General features: G+C 38.5%; 18 protein-coding genes. 9 read left to right on the top strand and 9 right to left on the bottom strand.

All coding sequences use genetic code 11. The features are described from left to right. Nucleotides 1-8: 8 nt before the first annotated feature. Nucleotides 9-836, bottom strand: coding sequence for a TonB family protein (locus ACLBWE_RS01790; protein ID WP_447600797.1), 828 nt, complete (start codon nucleotides 834-836; stop codon nucleotides 9-11). A 190-nt stretch (nucleotides 837-1,026) separates the two neighbouring features. Beyond that, complete coding sequence (locus ACLBWE_RS01785; protein WP_447600795.1) at nucleotides 1,027-2,160, bottom strand: LLM class flavin-dependent oxidoreductase; 1,134 nt, start codon at nucleotides 2,158-2,160, stop codon at nucleotides 1,027-1,029. 314 nt (nucleotides 2,161-2,474) lie between these two features. On the opposite strand from ACLBWE_RS01785, the gene ACLBWE_RS01780 reads away from it, so the two are divergent. The 7 genes from ACLBWE_RS01780 (at nucleotide 2,475) to tatC (ending at nucleotide 7,457) form a co-directional block, all read left to right on the top strand. Then, nucleotides 2,475-3,548 carry an ABC transporter substrate-binding protein gene (locus ACLBWE_RS01780; protein WP_447600793.1) on the top strand — a complete coding sequence of 358 codons (1,074 nt, stop codon included), beginning with the start codon at nucleotides 2,475-2,477 and terminating at the stop codon, nucleotides 3,546-3,548. A gap of 3 nt (nucleotides 3,549-3,551) precedes the next feature. Continuing rightward, a complete protein-coding gene (locus ACLBWE_RS01775) occupies nucleotides 3,552-4,391 on the top strand; it encodes an ABC transporter permease (RefSeq protein ID WP_447600791.1) in 840 nt (279 codons plus the stop codon). 3 nt (nucleotides 4,392-4,394) lie between these two features. Further along, nucleotides 4,395-5,183: an ABC transporter permease gene (locus tag ACLBWE_RS01770; RefSeq protein ID WP_447600789.1), complete on the top strand. Its 789-nt coding sequence runs from the start codon at nucleotides 4,395-4,397 to the stop codon at nucleotides 5,181-5,183. 33 nt (nucleotides 5,184-5,216) lie between these two features. Then, entirely contained in the window at nucleotides 5,217-5,972 is a 756-nt protein-coding gene (locus tag ACLBWE_RS01765; RefSeq protein WP_447600787.1) for an ABC transporter ATP-binding protein, read from the top strand. Between the two features lie 96 nt (nucleotides 5,973-6,068). Then, the gene (locus ACLBWE_RS01760; protein WP_447600785.1) at nucleotides 6,069-6,284 is read left to right on the top strand and encodes a Sec-independent protein translocase subunit TatA; all 216 of its coding nucleotides are present in this window, start codon (nucleotides 6,069-6,071) and stop codon (nucleotides 6,282-6,284) included. 13 nt (nucleotides 6,285-6,297) lie between these two features. Next, nucleotides 6,298-6,714, top strand: a complete 417-nt coding sequence (gene tatB, locus ACLBWE_RS01755; protein WP_447600783.1) for a Sec-independent protein translocase protein TatB — start codon at nucleotides 6,298-6,300, stop codon at nucleotides 6,712-6,714. Continuing rightward, nucleotides 6,711-7,457, top strand: a complete 747-nt coding sequence (tatC, locus tag ACLBWE_RS01750) for a twin-arginine translocase subunit TatC (protein ID WP_447600781.1) — start codon at nucleotides 6,711-6,713, stop codon at nucleotides 7,455-7,457. Before tatB ends, tatC begins: the two co-directional genes overlap by 4 nt. A gap of 29 nt (nucleotides 7,458-7,486) precedes the next feature. On the opposite strand, the gene ACLBWE_RS01745 is transcribed toward tatC, so the two are convergent. Beyond that, nucleotides 7,487-8,563: a sigma-54 interaction domain-containing protein gene (locus tag ACLBWE_RS01745; RefSeq protein ID WP_017390729.1), complete on the bottom strand. Its 1,077-nt coding sequence runs from the start codon at nucleotides 8,561-8,563 to the stop codon at nucleotides 7,487-7,489. 315 nt (nucleotides 8,564-8,878) lie between these two features. On the opposite strand from ACLBWE_RS01745, the gene ACLBWE_RS01740 reads away from it, so the two are divergent. Next, complete coding sequence (locus ACLBWE_RS01740; protein WP_447600778.1) at nucleotides 8,879-9,967, top strand: LLM class flavin-dependent oxidoreductase; 1,089 nt, start codon at nucleotides 8,879-8,881, stop codon at nucleotides 9,965-9,967. 94 nt (nucleotides 9,968-10,061) lie between these two features. Here ACLBWE_RS01740 and ACLBWE_RS01735 read toward each other — a convergent pair whose 3' ends face one another. The 4 genes from ACLBWE_RS01735 to ACLBWE_RS01720 all read right to left on the bottom strand — a co-directional run bounded on the left by ACLBWE_RS01735 (nucleotide 10,062) and on the right by ACLBWE_RS01720 (nucleotide 17,660). Further along, nucleotides 10,062-11,324 (bottom strand): lipase family protein, encoded by a 1,263-nt coding sequence (locus ACLBWE_RS01735; protein ID WP_447600776.1) that lies wholly within the window; start codon nucleotides 11,322-11,324, stop codon nucleotides 10,062-10,064. Nucleotides 11,325-11,361: 37 nt separating this feature from the next. Beyond that, nucleotides 11,362-13,854: a TonB-dependent receptor plug domain-containing protein gene (locus tag ACLBWE_RS01730; protein ID WP_447600774.1), complete on the bottom strand. Its 2,493-nt coding sequence runs from the start codon at nucleotides 13,852-13,854 to the stop codon at nucleotides 11,362-11,364. A gap of 165 nt (nucleotides 13,855-14,019) precedes the next feature. Then, nucleotides 14,020-15,852 carry an ABC transporter ATP-binding protein gene (locus ACLBWE_RS01725; protein ID WP_447600772.1) on the bottom strand — a complete coding sequence of 611 codons (1,833 nt, stop codon included), beginning with the start codon at nucleotides 15,850-15,852 and terminating at the stop codon, nucleotides 14,020-14,022. Next, entirely contained in the window at nucleotides 15,849-17,660 is a 1,812-nt protein-coding gene (locus ACLBWE_RS01720) for an ABC transporter ATP-binding protein (RefSeq protein ID WP_447600769.1), read from the bottom strand. Before ACLBWE_RS01720 ends, ACLBWE_RS01725 begins: the two co-directional genes overlap by 4 nt. Nucleotides 17,661-17,943: 283 nt before the next feature. On the opposite strand from ACLBWE_RS01720, the gene ACLBWE_RS01715 reads away from it, so the two are divergent. Further along, nucleotides 17,944-18,996, top strand: a complete 1,053-nt coding sequence (locus ACLBWE_RS01715) for an ABC transporter substrate-binding protein (protein WP_447600767.1) — start codon at nucleotides 17,944-17,946, stop codon at nucleotides 18,994-18,996. Nucleotides 18,997-19,333: 337 nt separating this feature from the next. Here the strand turns inward: ACLBWE_RS01715 and ACLBWE_RS01710 are convergent, their stop codons facing one another. Both ACLBWE_RS01710 and ACLBWE_RS01705 read right to left on the bottom strand, forming a co-directional pair. Beyond that, nucleotides 19,334-20,602, bottom strand: coding sequence for an acyl-CoA dehydrogenase family protein (locus tag ACLBWE_RS01710; RefSeq protein WP_447600765.1), 1,269 nt, complete (start codon nucleotides 20,600-20,602; stop codon nucleotides 19,334-19,336). 27 nt (nucleotides 20,603-20,629) lie between these two features. Beyond that, nucleotides 20,630-22,447: an ABC transporter ATP-binding protein gene (locus ACLBWE_RS01705; protein ID WP_447600763.1), complete on the bottom strand. Its 1,818-nt coding sequence runs from the start codon at nucleotides 22,445-22,447 to the stop codon at nucleotides 20,630-20,632. Nucleotide 22,448: the final 1 nt, after the last annotated feature.

Genomic DNA, 22,448 nt, shown 5'->3' with positions numbered 1-22,448 from the left:
TTTAAATTTTATTTCGGTAATTGATAATGAATTGGAACATCGACCCAGCCTTCTACAGGTGTTTTCCCTTTTAGTGCAGGTGAAAATTTCCATTGCTTTACTGTTCTTACGGCAGCACTGTCTAGAAGTTTTTTGCCGCTACTTTGCTTAACACTAACCGTATCAGGGCTGCCATTTGCTAATACTTTGACCCGCAAAATGACTGAGCCTTCCCAACCACGTTCTAAAGCTTGTTCAGGGTATTCAGGTGCAGGGTTACTGAGATATCCGGCATAACCTTTGGCTTCAGTCACTGGCAAGTTGTCATCTGAAGCTTTTACAGGCTCAGCAACTTTTTTAACCGGTTCTGCGACTACTTCTTTTGCGACCACAGGTGTTGCAACTTTTTGTGGGGTTGGCTCAGCTACTGTTTTTGCAACAGGCTTAGGTTGCTCCACATTTTTTTGGACAGGTTTTGGCTGTTCAACTTGTTTAGGAATTGGCTTGGGTTTTTCCACCACAGGTGGAACTTTTGGCTTTTCAGTAATCGGTGGAATTTTGGGTTCAGTCACTTTAGGTGGTTCAACCGGTTTTACAATTTCAATCACCACAGGTTCGGGTTTATAAATATCTAAAGCTGGTGTCGGCAATTGTTTCGCAACATACCAAATTCCTAGATGTGCTGAAGCAACCGCAATAATTGCAATTAAGACTTTATTCAACTTCACAGGAGCAGGTTGAATAGTTTCTTGATCATGCCGTGCAAACGGATCTGCAATTTCAGCTGTGGCTGCAACTGTTGCATATTGCTCAAAGAGCAAAGCCCGCTTATGGGGATTAAAGATTTGTTCACGCATAGCAACTTAAACTAAAAATAAAAGATTAAGCAGTAAGTTGCACAAGCCATGCCAAATACTTAAGTTATTATTTTTAATATATTTAATAAAAATTATTTAAATAAACCATGTAAAAGATGTTGGTTTTCAAACACTGTTATGCTGTTCAAACAACAAGACCCCTTTGATTTCTCAAAGAGGTCTAAGTTTATTATTTTAATTTATATCCTACTAAGGGTAACACTTCTTCAGCCACTCGATATGCTTCTTCTAAATGCGGGTTACTGGCTAAAATAAAATGCCCCACCCCAATATCAATATATTCTTGCAAACGCTCTGCGACCTGCTCATAACTCCCGACTAAAATACAGTTTGGCCCACCTCTTACATTTGACATTCCCGCCCAAACATTCGGACTCACAAATAGATCTTCAAAACGAGTGCCCTGTGCCAATGCTTGCTGACGCTTGGCTCCTACCGATTCAGTATCTTTTCGTTCAAAAGCATTACCATCAACGGCAATGGTTTCATACATTTGTTTAAGCTCTTGGAATGCTTGTTCTTGAGTAGGTCGTGCCAAAATATCAATACGCATGCCAAATTTAACTTTTCGTTCCGGCGAATTCTGCTCAAAGAAATTTTGAGCCCGTTCGATCACTTTCTTCTGTTGATCTACAGGTTCACCCCAAGTTAAATGAATATCGGCATGACGTCCTGCCACTTGTAAAGCAGCATCACTCGCACCTGCTAACCACAAACGCGGAACATCATATTGATTCATTGGGTATTTCAGACCGCCCTGTTCAACATGGAAAAACTTTCCATCGTAATTGAAAGGCGCATGGTGCGAATAACCTTTCACAAATTCTAAAAATTCGTTGGTTCGTGCATAGCGTTGATCATGTTCAATAAAGTCTCCATATGCGCGTTGTTGTGCACCGCCTCCCCCTGAAATCACATTCCACTCAACTCGCCCCTGACTTAAGCGCTGCAAACTTGCAGCCATTTGGCTTGCATAGGCTGGATGAATAAACCAAGGCTGAATTGCGATGAGCAAGCGAAGCCTTTTTGTCTCTCTTGCCAGTGCAGACGCTAACACCCATGGTTCTTCAGTATGTGGAAAAGCAGGAATGAGTGCGCCATGAAAACCAACAATATCGGCTGCTTTCGCCACTTGCTGGACATAGTCATAGTAAGCAAACAATTGATCTTCATGTTGCGGAGCAACACGTTGTGGAGATTGAACTGATGGCGTTAATTGGTTCCATTCACCGCGTGTGTGTAATTGATGTGCTCGACGACCATCCCCATGAACAGGGATTCTCCATAAAAACTCAACTGACATAATGAATCTCGATAATTTAAAGATTTGACGATATTTAATTCGTTAAAAGTCTTATGAGCAGGAATCATGCCGATATTTTTTTAAATTAATTTTCAGCTATGGTACTGTTTTATATAGCTATTACAAAATCAAGTTTAAATGCTGTGTTGATATTTCAACACTTAGCCACTAAAGAGTGTTCCAATCACAACATAACTGCGGTATTTAACCTCAATAATAATTTTAAAAAATTATAATTTATTGATTTATTTATAATAATTTTATTGGCTTGGTTCTTGCTCTATACCCATATATTTTTTAATTCTTATGATGATATGCGTATTTTTCCACGTCTACTTTTAGGTTTCAGTTTTTTGGGTCTTGTTGCTTGTGGCGCACAAAAAACCGAAGAGTCCACGCCAAAACAGTCTGAACAGCAACAACTCCGAATTGCAGTCGTTGCCAATGGCACTTCGGGTAGTTTGGACTTTATTGGTGTGCCACAACTGATTTCACAAGATCAAATTTTTCTAAGAGCATTAAAGCAAAATAATATTGAATTAAAGTGGGAACCAGTGACGACTGCTGCCGTCGCGACTCTGGTCAATGAAAGTTTTATAAATAATAAAATCGATTTTGCTTTTTATGGAAACCTACCTGCTGTAGTGCTCAATGCAACAGGTGTTAAAACGCAAATTGTTGTACCTGGAGGTATCGGTAATAACGTCTACCTTATTGTTCCAGAAAATTCACCTATTAAATCTATTGAAGAATTAAAAGGTAAAAAAATTGCATTACATCGTGGTCGTCCGTGGGAAATTAACTTTGGACAACTCATACAAAGTAAAGGATTAAGCTTAAAAGACTTTCAAATTGTGAATTTAAACCCGCAAGCTGGGGCTGCCGCTTTATCTGCCAAAAGCGTAGATGCCTTTTTTACCTTAAGCGATGCGCTTACTTTACAAGATCGCCATCTGGGTAAAATTATTTGGTCATCACAATCTTTGCCAGCAGACTGGAAAATGCGTGCCGAACTCTGGGGTAGCAAAAGTTATATTGAGCAACATCCAGATACCACACAATTACTTGCTGATGCGACAGTACGCGCAATGGACTGGATTGCCCACCATCAAGATGAGTTTCAGCAAAGTCAAACTAAGTTTGGCCAACCTCTTAGTGTGATTCAACGTGAAAGCCAGAACACGGCAAGCACGTGGCAACAAGACTGGTCACCTAACTATCAAGTCGACTTCCTGAAACAGCATTATTCAAAAGTTATTGATCACGCTGTGAAAAATCAGCTTATTCAAAAACCAATTAAAGCAGATGAGCTGTTGAATCCGCAATTCACACGTCAAGCGATTCAAAATTTACAGGCGAATCATGCTTCAAATAAGCAGGGAAACTAGACAATGAAAATACTAGTAAAGCCACTTATTGAGCAAAATAACGTTTTATTTAAAACCCCACTCGGTAAGAAATTTTCTTCTAAAAAGGTGTATGGGCTGCTCTCTGTGATTTCACCCTTATTAGTATTACTCATTTGGCAGTTGATCAGTTCTTTACAGATTTTCCCAACCCAAATTTTGGTGCCGCCTAAAACTGTCTGGAATACTTTCATTGCGTTGTTACAAAGTGGTGAGCTTCAAATGCATCTCAAAGATAGTCTTTCTCGTCTGTTTTTGGGATTTTCTATCGCAGCAATCAGTGCAATTGCTTTTGGTATTGCTTATGGGGCAAATACTCTATTTCGCAATTACACCTATATTTTATTTAACGTTTTTTATCAAATTCCGATCTTTGTCCTCATCCCTATTTTTATTTTAATTTTTGGGATTGGGGAGTTATTTAAAATTTTACTGATTATTAAAGCCTGCTTTTTTCCAATAGCGTTAGCAACGGCCGATGCAGTCAAAAATATTCCCAAAAAATATATTGAACTAGGACAAATCTACCAGCTTAAAACACGTGCTTGGCTCAGGCTTATTATTCTTCCATCCATACTCCCGCCGTTAATTGGTGGGCTACGAATTGCGCTTGGTCGTGCATGGTTGATTTTAGTTGCCGTTGAACTATTGGCAGCTGGAACGGGTATTGGGCAAATGATGGAACTAGGACGTCAAATGTTGCGCTTAGATGTTGTGATGGTCGGTGTGTTTATCACAGGCCTAGTGGGCTTTGGTTTGGATAAAGTTTTACGTTTAGTCGAACAACGCTTTACCTCACCTGCGCTCAGTTCGAGGGAGAAATAAATAATGTCTCAGCGTTCATTTACTTTAAAACAGACATGGCAACGGCCAATCATTTTAGTACAAGGCTTGGTACTACCATTATTGTTATTAGGCTTATGGCAATACAACTCAAGCTTAGGTGCCAGTCATGCCTATGCATTTGTTCCCTTGCAAAACATTTATTTCGCATTTATTAAATTGCTGGAAACAGGTGAATTGTGGCTAAACACGTGGGGAAGCCTTAAAAAAGCTGGAATAGGATTCATCTTAGGTTCGATAAGCGGCTTAATTTTAGGTACTTTGCTTGCCTATTCAAAAGTTTTAAATGCTTTAGTTTCTCCACTATTTAACAGTATTCGACAAGTTCCGTTACTGGGTTTAACACCCTTAATTGCCTTATGGTTTGGCAATGGAGAAGAAGCAAAAATCTTTATCATCGCGCTTGCTTCATTTTTTCCATTAGTGATCAATACGTTTCAGGGCCTCAGCCACAATGATGCAAAATACGAGGAAATCGCACGTATTTATCAATTTTCATTCTGGCGCAAATTTAAAAAAATACGTATCCCGCAAGCCCTACCCCATATTTTAACTGGTTTAAATTTAGCCGTGCCATTTACTTGGATCACCACGACAGCAAGTGAGTTGCTATTCAATGCCGGTGCCGGACTCGGCAACTTAATGATGAAAGCTGAGATTAATGCTGAAATGGATATTCTGTTGGTTTGCGCGATCACGGTGACCCTGTGTGGAGCTTTCATGACTGCAAGTATTCATCTTATTTCAAAGCACCTACTGCAATGGCGTGCCTAATCTTTAATTTAAAAAATAACATCGGGAATTAATATGTCTTTCTCTCTACTTTCAATTAAAAAACTCAATAAATCTTTTCAGCGTGATCAAAATACTTTGACCGTTTTAGATGGTATTAATCTCAACATTGACCAAGGCGAATTTATCTCGATTGTTGGTAGTAGTGGCTGTGGAAAATCAACACTACTACGCCTCATTGCTGGATTAGATCAAGACTATGACGGTGAAATTTTACTGAATCAAACTCAGATAAAAGGTACAGATTTAAAACGAGGCCTTATCTTTCAAGAACACCGATTACTTCCATGGCTTACTGTTTTTGAAAATATCCATTTAGCACTTGAAGAGACTCCACTCACCCGTGAAGAGAGAAATTTACGGGTAAATGAACATATAGAAATTGTCGGGCTGAAGGGTTTTGAAAAGGCGTATCCACATGAGCTTTCGGGTGGCATGGCACAACGTGTTGCAATTGCCCGTGGACTCGTCAATAAACCCGATATTTTACTTTTGGATGAGCCTTTTGGTGCTTTAGATGCCATCACACGGAGTCACTTACAAGCTGAACTTCAGCGTATCTGGCAACACGAAAAAATCACCATGATTTTAGTCACCCATGATATTGAAGAAGCTGTCTATCTCGGAGACCGTGTGATTGTAATGTCGGCCCGACCAGGAAAAATTAAAGAAATTATTCAAGTTCCATTGACACATCCTCGACATAAAGAAAGTGAACTTCTATTTGGTTTTCGCAATCAGGCACTTAATATGCTAGATCACACAGCATAATTAATTTGAATATTGATCGATATTAATATGATTTAGAAAAAATATAATATCGTGATATTAATATTATTTACATTTAATTAATATAGGATAGAGAAAATGGGTTTATCTATTTGGCATATTTTACTGTTCGCAGTGATTGTTATTTTATTATTTGGAACTTCAAAGTTAAAAAATCTAGGTAAGGACTTAGGTGGTGCAATTAAAGATTTTAAAGACTCGGTTAATTCTGAGGATCAAAAATTATTGCAAAACCAGCAGTACAAAGATATCAGTCCACTCGAATCACATAATGAAAAACAAAATAAAATATGAGTGATTTATTATTATGTTTAATATCAGTTTTGGAGAGTTATTAGCTTTTGCAATTATTGCGCTTATTATTTTAGGGCCTGAAAAACTTCCTCACACGTTAAGATCAGTCCTCCTAAAATATAGAGCAGTTAAAAACCAAATTAGTAAAATTCAAAATGATATTGAAAACGAACTTGACCTAATCGAGCTTAAAAGAGTCATGCAAGAAGAGCTGCAAAAAATAAAACAAAATGAAGAGCAGCTCAAACAACAACTCCAACTCATGCAACAAGAAATTGAAAATGTACAAACATCTGTTTCTATTGAACAAAAAACCAAAGCACGGCGCATCAATGATTATGTCTACTTAGGATCACATGATGAGTTAAAAACACCATTTTTAGCTCATTTTAAAACAGCCAATAAATTCAGTGAGGACCAAGCCGCATGACGGAACAGATTGTCAGTGAAAGTCTCACTGAAATGAAATATAGCGAACATTTAAAAGAATTAAGAAAACGGCTGATCTATAGCATTGGTGCAGTTTTAGCGATTTTTTTACTGTTATTGCCGCTTGCTCAGAAGAACTACCATTTTCTTGCTCACCCTTTAATTTCATTGCTTCCTAGCAACTCCACCATGATTGCAACAGATGTCATGAGTACATTTTTAGCACCATTTAAACTCAATATTTATTTTGCGATTTTATTAAGTATTCCCTTTATTCTTTATCAATTTTGGCAATTTGTTGCTCCCGCACTTTATCAAAAAGAAAAAAGGTTCGGTATAGCACTCGTGCTTTCGAGTAACCTTTTATTTTATTTAGGAATTGTGTTTGCCTATACTTTAATTTTGCCACTTGCTTTAAAGTTCTTCGTATTGGCATCGCCCGATAATGTGTTACCTATGACGGATATCAATAGCTATCTGGATTTTTGTTTAAAGCTGTTTCTGGCTTTTGGTCTAGCATTTCAAATTCCAGTTTTAACTTATATTCTTATTTTTATTGGCCTTATTTCTATTCAACAGCTAGAAGCACATCGCAAACACATCATTGTATTCTTCTTTTTTATTGCTATGTTTATTACCCCTCCTGATGTTTTTAGCATGCTTGCTCTTGCAGTCCCAATGTGGCTGCTTTTTGAATTGGGTTTATGGGTCACAAAATTCACAACGCAAAAAAACATCCATTAAAAAATGGATGTTTTTCCTATGTAAAATCATTAAGCGATTTCATTTTCATTCTTATTAGGTAGTAAGTTATATCTTGATAGAAGATTACGCAAAACATTACGAGATAGACCTAACATTTTTGCGGTCTTGACCTGATTATTCCAGCAACTTGAAAATGCAGTATTTACAATTTTATCCTCAATAATATGCCACGCTTCTCCATCATACTCCTGAAATAAACGCTTTAAGATATTCTCAAACTCTTGAATAAGATCATTATCGGGTAACACGGCGGAACCCGTTTCCTCAGAAAATCTTAAGTGCTCAAGATCAATTGTTTTACCGCCACTTACGAGCAAAGCATAATGGATATTGTTTTCTAGCTCACGAATGTTGCCTGGCCAGCTATAGTTCAGCAGCGCATTTCTTGCTCTATCACTAATATTTGGTTTAGTGGTAATGAGCTTCTGAGAGTATGAACTTAAGAAGAAATCAACCAGAGGTAAAATATCTCCTTTACGTTCACGCAATGGCAAAATATTAAGCACAACTACATTCAAGCGATAATATAAATCTAGACGGAACTTGTTTTCTGCTACAGCTTTACGTAAATCGACGTGCGTCCCCGACAAAATACGGACATTAATTGGGATCGGTTTTCGCCCCCCCACACGTACCACTTCTTTTTCTTGCAATACCCTTAACAGCTTAACTTGTAAGGATAGTGGTAACTCACCTACCTCATCTAAAAATAAAGTGCCACCATCCGCCGTTTCAAAAATACCAGCTCGTGTTTTATTTGCACCCGTAAAAGCCCCAGCTTCATAACCAAACAGTTCAGACTCAGCAAGTGTCTCGACTAAAGCACCACAATTGACTGCAAGAAAAGGCTTATTTTTACGATCACTTTTCAAATGAATTTCACGCGCAATTAACTCTTTACCTGTTCCAGATTCACCTTGAATGATGACGCTGGCAGAGCTTGGAGCAATTGTTTCCACTTGATTTAATAATTTACGGGAGTTTTGATCTGAAAAGATAATTGCTTTTGCTCTTATTGGTTTTACAGGAACACCATTATCAGGCAAAGTAATTACTTTATAATCATTATCTAAAAAGGTCTTCATAATTGCCCCATAAAACTTATGATATAAGCATTCTAAAAGGCTATATTACATTTCAGGGTGTTTTTTAATAAATAATAAATAAAGATATTTAATCCAAAATTCACCTATTTTATTTTAAGAATATTTTCTCTTATAAATTAAAAATCAACACAATTCTTTTTTTGTGATATGTTGCTTCTTAAACACAATGTTGTCTTTTTGATTAAATCCAAACATTAAAATAATTATAAATCACTACAACATTTGATTTATATAGGCATAAAGCTTGGCATTTATCTTGCTCATTCATTTAAAATCCACAAAATAGGTTTAATAATGAGCATCGAATTTGTTGGTATGGTTTTTCATAACCAATGGTCTGAAACCAAAGGAACACGAATTGGTCATAAAATTGACCTCGAATATTTACGTTACCACGCACGGGCACATGAATATGCTGGTTTTGATAAAGTCTTAATTGCTAGTGGACCAAGCAGTCCAGACAGTGCACAAATTGCGGCATACCTCGCCCAACATACACAACGTCTTGGATTTATGATTGCTCATCGTCCTGCACTCGTCACTCCAAATCTAGCTGCACGTTCTTTTGCTACGCTTGACCATACTACAGGTGGTGGAAGAATCCGTTTACATGCGATTACGGGAATTACAGCTGAGCCTCAAGAGGGCGATTATATTGTTGATAAAGTTCAGCGCTATGAGCGGACGGGTGAATATCTAGATATCATCCAGAAACTTTGGAAAAGCGATCAACCGATTAGCTATGAAGGTAAATACTTTAAGTTAGATAATGCTTTTTGCCCGTTAAAGCCAGTCAACGGTACAATCCCGATTTCATTCGGTGGCTCATCAGACATCGCTTATGATATTGCAGTTCGCCATGCAGATCTCTATTCACTATGGGGTGAACCACTGGCTGGAGTAAAAGAGCAAATTACTAAATTGAAGCTCGCAGCAGAAAAAGCCAATAAACCCCAGCCTCCTGTTAGCTTATCTGTACGTCTTATTATTGGTGCAACTGAAGAACTTGCTTGGCAACGAGCAGAACAGATTCTTGCAGACATTCAAAATAATCCGACTTTTCAAAATAACGGCACATTATCAGGACATAAAATCAAAGGCATTGGTTCACAGCGCTTATTGGCAGCAGCCCAGCAAGGTGATCGACATGACCGAGCATTATGGATGCCAACTGCAACTGCTGTAGGAGCTTATGGCGATACGACTGCCCTAGTTGGTACGCCAGACACTATTATTTCCTCATTACTCGATTATGTAGATTTAGGGGTGACGACTTTTTTAAATCGAGGCTACGATCCGATCTATGATACGGTCGATTATGGTCGTTATATAATCCCAGCTGTACGTGAAGAGGCAGCCAAAAGATTAAAACAAATTGCTTAAACATTTAAATCAAAAAGCCGCTCATTCAATATCTTTGAAGAGCGGCTTTTTAAAATAAAGATTTTCCCTAGTGAGAAAATCTTTAGTCCATCTTTTATTGCAAGTCAGGTTTACAAACAGCCTGAATTTTCTCTCCTGCAATCACTTTTTTAGCAAACGGAATTGAATCTTTTAATGAGGCATTAACAGTTTCGCTATGGCCTAAGCCATGATACAAATGGCCTTCGACAACTGTACCAGCTTTACAAGCATCAGCCACCAGTTTCATTTGAGAACGGGCATCTGGTGTTCGGTCATTTGCCCCTGTTCCAATAAACAATGGGTGACTGATTTTTAATGTAGGATAATAACCGTAATCATTCGACTGTTTCTCTTGCAGCTTTTTATAGCTTGCAGGCGGATTAGGTTTATATGCTTGTGCTGGCGAAAGCCCTGCGGTTTGAATATCTCCCATAAAACTTGTTAAGCAGGCATTTCTTGCTTGTTCCACTAAAGGAGCTGCTTCAGAAGTGAAAATATCTTCTGTTTTAATTTCTGGATATAAACTTTGTGTCACTAAAAAACTATAGATGCCATAAGCCAGTGATGGGCTGACTTCGTAAGGATTTAACTTCAACTGATTTTTTTCAGGCGTCGCTTCAGGATCTTGATAAATCACGCCTGTACCAATTGAACCTTTAATATTTAAGTCAGGTGCGTAGGTTGCCGAATAGGAAGAAGCCGCAACAGCCCCAGCGCCTCCTTGAGATTGACCAACAATCACAAAATTATTTGCAAGTGGTAATTTTGCTTTTAGAGCAGCTCTACCACTATCTAAAATACTATAAGCCAGCATTGGGTTATTAATTAACAAATGCGGTCCTGCAACACCTAAACCTTCGTAATCTGTGGCAACGACGGCAAATCCTTCTTTAAGCCAACGGTTTAAATATTGTACGTCTCGGTATGATCGCCCACTCCAAGACGGCGCACAAGCGTCGGCTAAACCGACCGTACCATGTGCCCATAACACCACTGGCCAACCCTCTTTAGGAGGCGTTCCTTTTGGTAAGTGAATACTTCCTGAAACCACAATAGGTGTTTTGCTATCTTTACCACTGGTAGAACTGTAGAGAATCCGAATAGCCTGACTGTCATTTGCCAAACGAATATAGGGATTATGAATAGCCTCTGTTTTTAATAATTTTCCAGCTTGATTTGGAATAGCTGATTTCCATGTGTAAAACTCAGAAACTCGGCCATCTCCATATTTATCTTCAGGCGCTGGAGCTTGTTGAGCGTTTGCCAAACAACTCGAAGTTAAAACCGTTGTGATTAAAGAAAACTTGCATAACGTTGATAAAAAAGTATGTTGCATTGTCATTTACCTTAAAATTTGTTTCATCATTTTTGATTTAAAATTCGTAACTTACGCGGCCATATAAATATGTTCCAAATGCTCCTTCAGGCGCATTAAAACTATATTTGACGATGTTGCCGACCGAAGAATCTTTCGCTTGATCAGGATGGCTATTAAATAAATTGATCGCCCCTAAATTGAATTTCAGGCCTTTCACGAATGCATCCGCTTTGTAGCCAATATCCAAATCTGCAATCCACTGAGGATCAAAGGTTTGATCTAGTGCAGTATTGGTATTATTTAAAGTGGTCCATTTATCGTAACGGCGGATTGCTGTATTCACGCTCCACGCTTGATTTGACCAAAGTGCGCCAAGCGTTAGCTTTGTCTTTGGTGCAGCAGACTCAATAAGGCTTTGTGTATTTCGTCCTGCAATGCTTGAAACAGGAATTCGATCACCTTTTGCGGTAATAGAATCTCTTGTTTCTGTAATTTGATTTTTGTTATATGCCAGACCTAGATTCAGATTTAACTTGCCATATTGTTCAAGGTTTAAATCATGTTTAAGCGCGAGCTCTACGCCTTGGGTACGTGTATCTAGTAAATTATTAAAGAACGCCACATTGGCAATGTTTGAATACGCTGTATTAGCAAAAGCATTGGTAATTACGCTTCCAGTAATATTGTCTGAAAGCAAAATACGATTTTTAATATCAATTTGATAAAGGTCTAAAGTTGCCGATGTATTGGCAATAGGTTTCCAAACAAAACCTAAAGAATAATTCGTCGATTTCTCAGGTTTAAGAGAAGTTCCACCAATCAGTAAAGCTGCCTCACTTCCTGCAACTAAAGTTCTTTGTTGAACATCTTGCCAACCTGAAGGGGTCTGCACTGTTTGTACGCTATAAGCCGAATACCCCTGCTGTGCCAATGACGGCGCTCTATAGCCTGTATTTACTGAGCCACGTACCGTAAATTTAGGTGATACATCATATTTGGCGAATAATTTTCCGTTTGTGGTCGAACCAAAGTCTGAATATTTTTCACTTCGAACAGCGGCACCCACATTCAAGTTTTTAATAATATCTGCTTCTAAATCTAGATAGACACCATAAACATCACGACTAATTTTTCGTTCATCTTGGTCTGTAATTCCAGCATATATCCCCGGAACTCCAACTCCTAAAGTTGTGCTTGGATTGAAATATGGGCCTCGGGTATAGGCAATTGGATCACCAGCATTTTGCTTATATTGCTCCCAACGATATAAAACCCCTGTAGATAACGTGAGTGGGCTTGCTAACCAGTCAATTGCAATATCACGGCTATAATCTAGCCCTGTATTTAATTGCGAAAAAATATTTTCGCCCAAGTCATAGTTTGAAGGAGAATTTGAGCCGTAGCTTGGGTTAATACCGTTACCTTGTTCGGTACTCACTTTATTTTGCCCATAGGTCGCATAAAGATCATATTTACCTGACTTCTGCTCTCCTTTTTTAACTCCAACTGTCGTTGCAAAATCATCTACAGTGACTAAGCTCAATGGCGAGCGTCCATCTGGATAACGTTCTTTAAAATAGCTGGATTGATTCAGTACTGTTTTGGTTGTTGGGGGCTCATAAAAGTTTTCCCCTATTGTTTTACGATGTCCATAACTACTAAAACCATAAAGTGCAACGTCATTCGTCAAAGGTAAATCTAAATTCGCCGTTACATTGATTTGATCTTTTTGTTCGGGTGAACCAAATTTCCATGTTCTATAGGGTGTATTTTGTTCTGTATATTGAGCCTTGGTTGAACCATCATAAAAAGTTCGTGTATCTGGCGCCGTGTTACTTGCAGCTTCACGCTTGCCTAAATCTAATGCAATAGTCAAAGCACCATCGTTAGGTAATGCAAAACCTTTCCAAAGATTAACTTTATGTTGTTCACCATCTCCTTGAGTGTAGCCACCCGTTTGATAGCTTACCCCACCTCCATGATCTCGTGATTTCAAAATAATATTAACGACGCCGGCAATAGCATCTGACCCATATTGTGCGGCAGCACCATCCCGCAAGATTTCTATACGCTCAATCGCGCTCACTGGAATTAAACTTAGGTCAGTTACCGCTGCGCCTCTTCCACCTGCATAGGCTTGGCGGGTGAAATATGCTGATGTATGACGACGTTTTCCATTAATTAAAATTAGAGTTTGATCCGCAGATAATCCTCTTAGCGCAATACTTGGTGGAACCGATGCGCCAAATCCACCCGCAGGAGAACTCGGTAACGTCACCGAAGGAGACAACCGTGTTAATGCTGCTGCAAGATCAGTTGCACCAGTCTCTTGTAAATTTTTAGCAGTTAAAATATCAACGGGTGCAGGTGCATCGAGAGAACTACTAATGGCTCGTCTAGAGCCGGTGACAACGACAGATTGTAATGTGATGACATCCTCTTTCTCTGACAAATTCTTTTGGTCGTTTGCCAAAGCAATTGAAGCAGTAAGTGCACTCAGTGCAAAAAGTGAGGACTGAATAATAAATTGAGAAAAATATGTACGCATATGAGCTTCCTTAACGATCTAGACTGATATAGCAAAGCCAATGCCAATAATTTAATTATTTATTATCAATTGGTTAATTAATTAAAATAAAAGAATCATTGTTTAAATTTAAACAATGATTCAAAAAAATGTTTATAAAACTACAGTTTTAAATTTCGAAGATGTTTAGACCAGTTGATTTTGAAGATACGACTGATATAACTGAAAATATGCTGTTTCTTGCTGTATTAACTGTTCATGTGAACCTTGCTCTACAACATGACCGTTTTCGATCACCACAATTTTATCGGCCTCACGAATCGTACTTAGCCGATGTGCAATAACAATACATGTTCGATTCTGGCATAAGCGTCTGAGTGCATATTGTATTTTTTGCTCGGTATAGATATCGATTGCAGAAGTAGCTTCATCTAAGATTAATATTTTAGGATTTGCTAAATATGCACGAACCAAACAAACCAGCTGTCTTTGCCCATGACTTAGGTTTTTACCGAGGGTTCCTACCTCAGTGAAATACCCTTGTGGAAGTTGTTGCAAAATTTCATCTGCCCCCAAGTCTTCAATTGCCGCGATAAGCACCTGATCTGAAACATTAGGTTGAACTAGACGCAAGTTATCTAAAATTGTTCCACTAAATAAAATATTATCTTGTAAAACAATACTCACATGCTGCCTCAAACTGGCAAGATGAATATTTTGGATGGGGTAACGATCTAGAAAAATTCCGCCCTGCTGAGGTTCATAAAACCTCGTTAACAACTGAACAATCGTACTTTTCCCATGTCCTGTTGGCCCTACAATCGCTATTATTTTTCCAGCTTCAATCTCTAAATTAAAATTTTGTAAAACGGGCTTATGGGTATAAGCAAAATTTACCCCCTGAAATCGAATATGACCATTCAACTGTTCAAGCTTCACAGCATTCGGTTGTTCTTGAATGCTAGATTGCGTATCTAAAAGTAAAAATATACGTTGTGCACATGCGGCACCATTTGCATAGCGTTCAAATAAATCGGTAAGTTCCTGTAACGGAGCTAAGAATAAAAACACATAGAAAATACTTTCGGCGAACTGACCAATACTAATCATTCCACCACTATAGGCATAACTACCAATCACAATAAATCCGGCAGTGGCTACAGTCGAAAGTAGTCCTGTAAAGGGTGCAAACCAACTGGTCCGTTTACTGCCATAAATAATAGAGCTATTAAAATCTTTTAATAAATCCTGATAACGGGATTGATTTGTTTCGGTGTAATTTAACTGCTGAATGATTTTTGCGCCATTTACAGTTTCAACCAAATGGGCAGTAAATCGACTACGTTCTTCGGCAACTCTTCCCCAGTGTTTTTGCGATGATTTTTTAAAAAAGGCTGTCATCCCAAATAAAATGGGTAGCGTCGCAAATAAGCACCAGAAAAATGGTGGATAAATATGCCAAAGAAGAACTGAAGCCAGACCACAACGCAAAATCGCTGAAAGTAATTCTGGTGGTCCTTGTATTAAAACAGGCTCTAAAGTATCAACGTCACGATCTGCCCTTGAAATAATTCTGCCAGCTTTGGTACGGTCAAAATAGCCAATGTTTAAACTTTGAATATGCTGGAACAAAGTACGTCTTAAACCATTAATAACTTTTAAAGCTGCTCGGCCTGAAAGATATTTTGATACCCCCGCTAAAGTAAAACGGCAAATCCAACTCAACGTTAAAATGCTAATCGCAATCAATAAAACGGGCTGATGCAGCACCATTTTCCCAGCAATTTGCTGAAAGCCTGAATCTAAAATGTATTTAACGGCCCACGGTCGAACAAAGATACTTAATACTTGCAAAATTTCTACTGCAATCAAAGCAAGCAGCAAGTAACGAATGGGATAAATTAAAGGAATAAGTTTTGTTAACATTCCTCTATGAATTGAGGTCTTTGCCAAATTTTCTTCAATTTGTAGATCGGCTGATTTGGCGAACGGACGGAAATTTTTAACACTTGTATTCATGCTTCAAGCTCCTGTTGTGGCAACTCAAAACCCATCAACTCTCGATAGAATGAACAACTTTGTACTAATTCATTATGTGTTCCCTGAGCAATAATTTGCCCTTGATCTATAACAATAATTCGGTCAGATAAAGCAATCGTGGTTTGTTTATTTGAGTTGATAATAATGGTTTTCTTAAAATGATTTCCCATATCAGAAAGCGCTGATAGACGCTGTAAAACCTGTTTTTCTGTGGTCGAATCCAAAGCACTGGTTGAGTCATCTAGGGCTAAAATTGGCGAGTTTTTTAAGATAGAACGAGCCAATGCAATCCGCTGTTTTTGTCCTCCAGATAAAGTAACGCCTTTATCTCCAATCAAAGTGTTTAATCCATCATCAAGCCGTTGTAATAATTCGGATGCAGACGCTAAATGTAAAGCATCTCGCATCTCTTGCTCAGTTGCATCTTGCTTAGCAATTCTTAGGTTATCTGCCAATGTTCCACTGAAAAAGAAATTTTCTTGGGGAATAATCTGAACCAAATGGCGTAATTCAAATAGGCTTAAATCTTTGATATTGATCCATCCCTGTTGCTCAGAACCAATCAGGACTTGCCCTTCTGTTGGGTCAATAAACCGATTGAGTAAATTCATCAAAGTAGTTTTACCTGAGCCAGTTTTACCTACAACAGTGACGATTTCACCTGCACGAAATTCAACATGACACTGCTTTAAAATAAACTTTTGTGTAGTTTTATCCTGAAAGCTTACATTTTCTAATCTAATATTTAACCCATCACTCCATTGCAACGGCAAAGGGTGTGGTTGATCTTCAATTACAGACTTTTCATCAAGCATTTGCCATATTCTTGTTGCCGAAGAGCGAGCATCAGCAAAAATTTGTAAGACCTGACCAATGCTTTCAATACGAAACACCAATAAATTTGCCATGAGTATCGCAGCTACAAATTGCCCCACCTGTAACTCATTTTGGCCAATTAAATAAGCACCAAAGCCAATCACCCATAAATAAGAACACGCAATAATCACTTGAGGAATGGGCAAGCGTTTTGCACTTGTGCTTATGGTTTGAATAGAGTGATGAATAAATAGATCTACGGCATGATTAAAGCGCTGTAAAAGTTTCTCTTCGAGTTGGAACGCTTTGACTACCCGAACTCCATTCACGCTTTCTGCTAAGGTATCGCTGACTTTTTCGTAGGCAGATGCGACTTGGTGATCTAGCGCCACCAATTGATTGGTCAGTTTAAAGAGGACCCACAGCCCTAGAAAAATAAATAATAAAGGGACTACTCCAAGCCAAGGATGATACCAACACAAGAGTCCAATGGTTACCGACACAACAAGACTTGATTCAAACACTTGTCGCCAAAAATTAATAAGAGCTTCTTTTAATTTATCTGAATCACGTGTTGTTCGAGATAGCACCTCTCCTAACCCATGTTTCCAGTGCCATGAAACATCTAAATGCTGCACTTGGCTAAAGATTCTTTCTCTCAAAATACTTAGTAATTGCTGACCAATGCTTAAAGCACTTAGCCCTGCCAAATACTGAATAACAGCCCTAATACCAGCAATACTCGCAAGTAGAATGAACCAAAACCAAGGATTTAAAGGATCAGAAATAGCATGTTGAAATAAGGTTTCTCGCTCACTGTGTTTTAAAGTATCAATCGCATGTCCGATTGAATATTGTTGGAGTGCTAACCCTATATTTGCAATCACAAATAAGGTCGCCGTCAATAAGAAGCGAAATGGCATAAAACGGTATAAAGCCAAACTTCGTAATAATGGATAATTTTTAAACATAAAAGATAGTAAAAATTTAAGATTCCGTTTTATTGCGAGATTCATGCCAAATTAATGATCTCTAAAAAGATTTTAAATTATTGTTTTATATTAATTTTATAGTTCACTATTTATGGGGGTGTTGATTTTAAAACACTAGCGCAATTGATTTGCTGTAATCGCAACAAAATTTGATATATCAACATCATAAAAAACGATATCAAAAATAATCATTAAATATCAATAAATTATTGAGTGGCATCAATTTTGCTTTAAAGCATAAAAACCACAAAAGGATGTCACGATGACAACACTTCAAACTCAACCATTAAACACACTTTGGTATACTCGCTGCCCTGTACCAACAGGCCTAGGCATTTCAATTCAAAAAGGTTGGCTCAAAGAAAGGTTCAGTGAACAACAGATTGAAATCAAATCAATTCGAGAATCAAATTCCAAAGATATTCGCAACTCTCATTTCAACCATACCCTTGCCAACTCAGTTCGACATGGCGGCAGTATTCCTGCAATCTGGGCATATGCATCTGGTCAAAAAACTAAAGTGATTGGCTTATCTTGGGCTGATGAAGTTCAATTGTTGTTAACACGCTATGATTCAAACATCAAAACTGTTGCCGACTTAAAAGGCAAACGTTTTGGAATTCCATTGAATCAAGATGCAATTATTGATTTCTCACGTGCACAGGCTATTCGTGGGTTAGAAAATGCCTTAAAAACAGTAAATCTGGAAGTGAGCGATCTTGAATTAGTTGATTGTTTACGAGCAGATATTTTAACAGCACAGCAACAACAGCCAGAAGAAAATGATTCTAGTTTTTATGGCAATCGCAATAAAATCAATGCAAGTGCAGAGATCGTGGCATTAATTAAAGGCGATGTCGATGCCATTTTTCTAAAAGGTGCTCACGCTGCGCAAATCGCTCATGATTTTGCACTTCATACTATTATTGATATTGGTTCACATCCAGACCCTATTCTACGCTCCAATAATGGCACACCAAGAACGCTCACTGTCGATGAAGATTTTCTAACGCACTATCCAGAGCAAGCACAATCGATTGTCGATGCTGTTTTACAAGCAGAACAATGGGCACATGCACACGCCGATGAAACCCATCGTTATCTAGCAAAAGAATGTAATAGTAGTGAGCAATGGGTTCATGCAGCTTATGGGGAAAATGCTCATCTAAAACTGAACACTAACTTTAATGAGACTTCTATTATTGCCTTACAAGACCTGAGTGACTTTCTCTATCGCTGGGACTTTATTCCTGCACAAATTAATGTTCGTGAATGGCTGGCACAGGATATTTCTATTCAAGCTCAAGTGGCTTAACAGTACAAAAGCAAAAAGGTTGTCTTGATGACAACCTTTTTTATTTTTAACATCCAAATTCAAGTAACCATAAACTATCGTAGTAGTTGGCATCGGTAATGTTAATCTCTTTAATAACAATTATTTTAACGGAGTCTTATCGAGTTTTATTCAATTTTAGGATTAGCTTTCAGCTGGAGTTACTTTGGTTTCGCCCAAAGTAACCAAAGGCATTGTCATCTGCAAAACCTGTTCTTTTCTTGGATTTATTAAAACCTCTCGTAGAAACAGTCTCTTGTTTAAACCATGCAGGTTGCAGATGACGTTTCCGAGTATCATATTTACTTTCGAACTCGGGTTATTTATTAAATTTAGTCACATTTTCCGCCTGCTTCTTCAGAAGCACTGAGTTGTATTCTCCTGGTGGAATATTATTTAAATAATAATTTCCAACATGATATAGCCTCCAACGAATTGGATCATGCGTGGTGTGGGTTCGTGCATTACGCCAGAAACGATCTAGGTTCCATTTCGATAAGGTTGAACTTGACCCGAGTAATCCAAAAATTTCACTCGAAATTTTTAAAGATGCATGATCAGACTGACTTCGTGTAGCAGCAACCGATAAAATCAGTTCAGTTTGTAAGTCTTCATCTTCTACATTTGCCAAATGCTGTTCAAAAATCTGTGCCGAACGATCCAACAATGCTTCAGCCGAACGGACCAAAACAGCAAACTCACCAATTTGTTTAATGATATGAGATTCATGTGTAGGTGAATCGACTCCACTTTCCACCCAAGGTCGAGCATGATGTTGTAAATAATCAATCCCGCCTTGTAACGCACCTTTGGCAATTCCTGTGTCCATTGCAGCGTGTAAAATTTGAGGCCAAGTGAGACCCGTACGTAAAACCGTGCCTAAACCACCTGTATTTCGCTTGGCAACATAACGTTCATCAACAACCACATCTTTAAAATTAACCGTACCGCTGACACTATTATTTTGTCCCATCGCATCCCAGTCATCAAGCAACTCTACTCCCTGCGTATCTCGATGAATTAAAATCGAGACTGGTCCATCATCACTACCAGCAAATAAAGAAATCCATTCTGCGAGTAAAGAACCCGTAGAATAAAACTTACTACCGTTTAAAATTAATTGCCCTTCCGCATTTCGTTCTACGCGTGTTTTATGCTGAAACTTATCTTTGCCTCCCACTTCTGCAAGTGCATTTCCCAAACGTTTTCCACTTAATACATCGGCAAGTAATTGATCACGGATTTCATCGTCATAGCCCGTTAAAATTCCTCGAAACATGGTGAAGTGAATCTGCAATAACTGACCTACACCACCATCGGCGGATGAAATAATTTTGACCACATTCACCAATGTTGAAATACTGGCGCCTAAGCCCCCAAATTGCTTGGGTACAATAATCGCAGTTAAACCAGCTTCTGAAATTAAGCGAGCCTGATCATAAGGCACCGTTTTGTTATAACTCGGGTCTCGAGCAAATTGATTCAGTTGATTTGCCACCTCTTTTGCAATCTCAAGTGCTTCTTGCTCACTTTGAATATGTCTTACGCTACCTAATTCTAAAAAACTGCGTTGGTTAATATCGTTCATTTTTAACTCCGGAAAATCTATTCTTTTTTATGCGCTAACTTCAAGCACGTTGTTTTTAAACAAGCTTGGCGCATGTGTAAGCAAAGTTTTGGTATATATATGTTGAGGATGACTGAGCACTTGGTCTGTTTCACCGTATTCAACAATATGTCCATTTTTTAATACGGCGACCCGATCGGCGATTGCACGAACAACCCCTAGGTTATGGGTCACAAATAGTAAGGTCACACCTTGCTGCTGAAGGTCTTGTAGCAGTTTTAAAATAGATGCCTGAACTGAAACATCCAAAGCAGAGGTAATCTCATCACAAATCAAAACATCAGGTTGGCACAGTAAAGCTCGCGCGATAGCCACACGTTGTCGCTCCCCACCCGATAAATCTCTAGGATAGAGTTCTTGAACTTGTATAGGCAGAGAGACTTGTTTAAGTACCTGCGTGACTTTTTCTATGGCTTCTTGTCGAGATGTTCCAAAGAAATGCTGCACGACCTTAATTAATGTCTGACCAATCGTATGCGCTGGATTTAAGGCTTTATAAGGGTTCTGAAAGATATATTGTAGTTTATGTCGCTGCTGCAAATGACGCTGTTGTCCACGCAATGACAAGACTTCATCTGCTAATGTAATTTGTCCATCTGCATTTTCATTCAACCCAGCAATAACACGGGATAGCGTGGTTTTACCCGACCCCGACTCGCCGACCAATGCTAAACATTCGCCTTTTTTTAATTGAAACGAGATATCAAAAAGTGCCTGTTGCTGCCCATACCAAGCATTAATATGTTCAACTTTTAACAGTGCTTCTGTGTCACTTTCTAATTCACGTACCGGATGATCAATTTCTTTAAAATTAATCACACAGACTTCATCTGAATGGTGACAAGCAACAAAATGCGGGTCAAACTCATCTTTTAATTGAGTTAATTCGGGTTGTTTTTGGCGACATATTTCGGTAGCGAAAGTACAACGTGCAGCAAATGCACACCCTGCTGGACGCTCATTTGGTGAAGGAGCATGACCTTCAATTGGAGATAAATATTTACGAATAGCCACATCAGGAATGGCGTTGAGTAAACCTTGTGTATAAGGATGTTTTGGTGTTTCAAATAATTGAGTTAATACTGCATCTTCAGCAATTTGCCCTGAATACAGAACAATCACACGATCTGCAATATCTTTCACCACCGTTAAATCATGCGATACATAAATAGCGGCAACGTTATATTCCCGACATAATTTACGAATGATATTTAGCACCAAGGTCTGTGTCGTTACATCTAATGCGGTGGTTGGCTCATCCAAAACAATTAAACGTGGCTGTAGCAAGAATGCCAAGGCCAATAAAATTCGTTGTTGTTGACCACCAGAAAGCTGATGAGGATAACGCTTTAGAAAAACATCATCATGTGGCAAACCCACTTCATCTAAAATTTTGGTAACCTTCTGGTATCTTTCAGCGCTCGATAACTGTGCCTGATGGACTTCTAATAATTCAAATAAATGTTGGCCAATACTTAATGCGGGGTTGAGTGCTGTTCCAGGATCTTGAGCGACATGACTAATATTATGACCACGAACCTGACGTAAAGCATGATCATCAAGACTGAGAATATTTTGATCATCTAACTCAATTATGCCCTGAATAATCTTGGCACCATGCCGTGCATAGCCCAATAAGGCGCTCGATAATGTCGTTTTACCCGAACCACTTTCTCCGACCAGCCCTAGAACCTCACCTTCTTTTAAGCTAAATGAAATATTAGAAACGATGTGATTGCCTGTGTTTACTAATGCAACTGTTAAACCTGTTACGGTCAATACTGTATTTTTAAATGTATCTGCCATG

Source organism: Acinetobacter sp. M5A5_2a (assembly GCF_053345265.1).
This window is presented reverse-complemented; position numbering and strand designations above follow the sequence as displayed.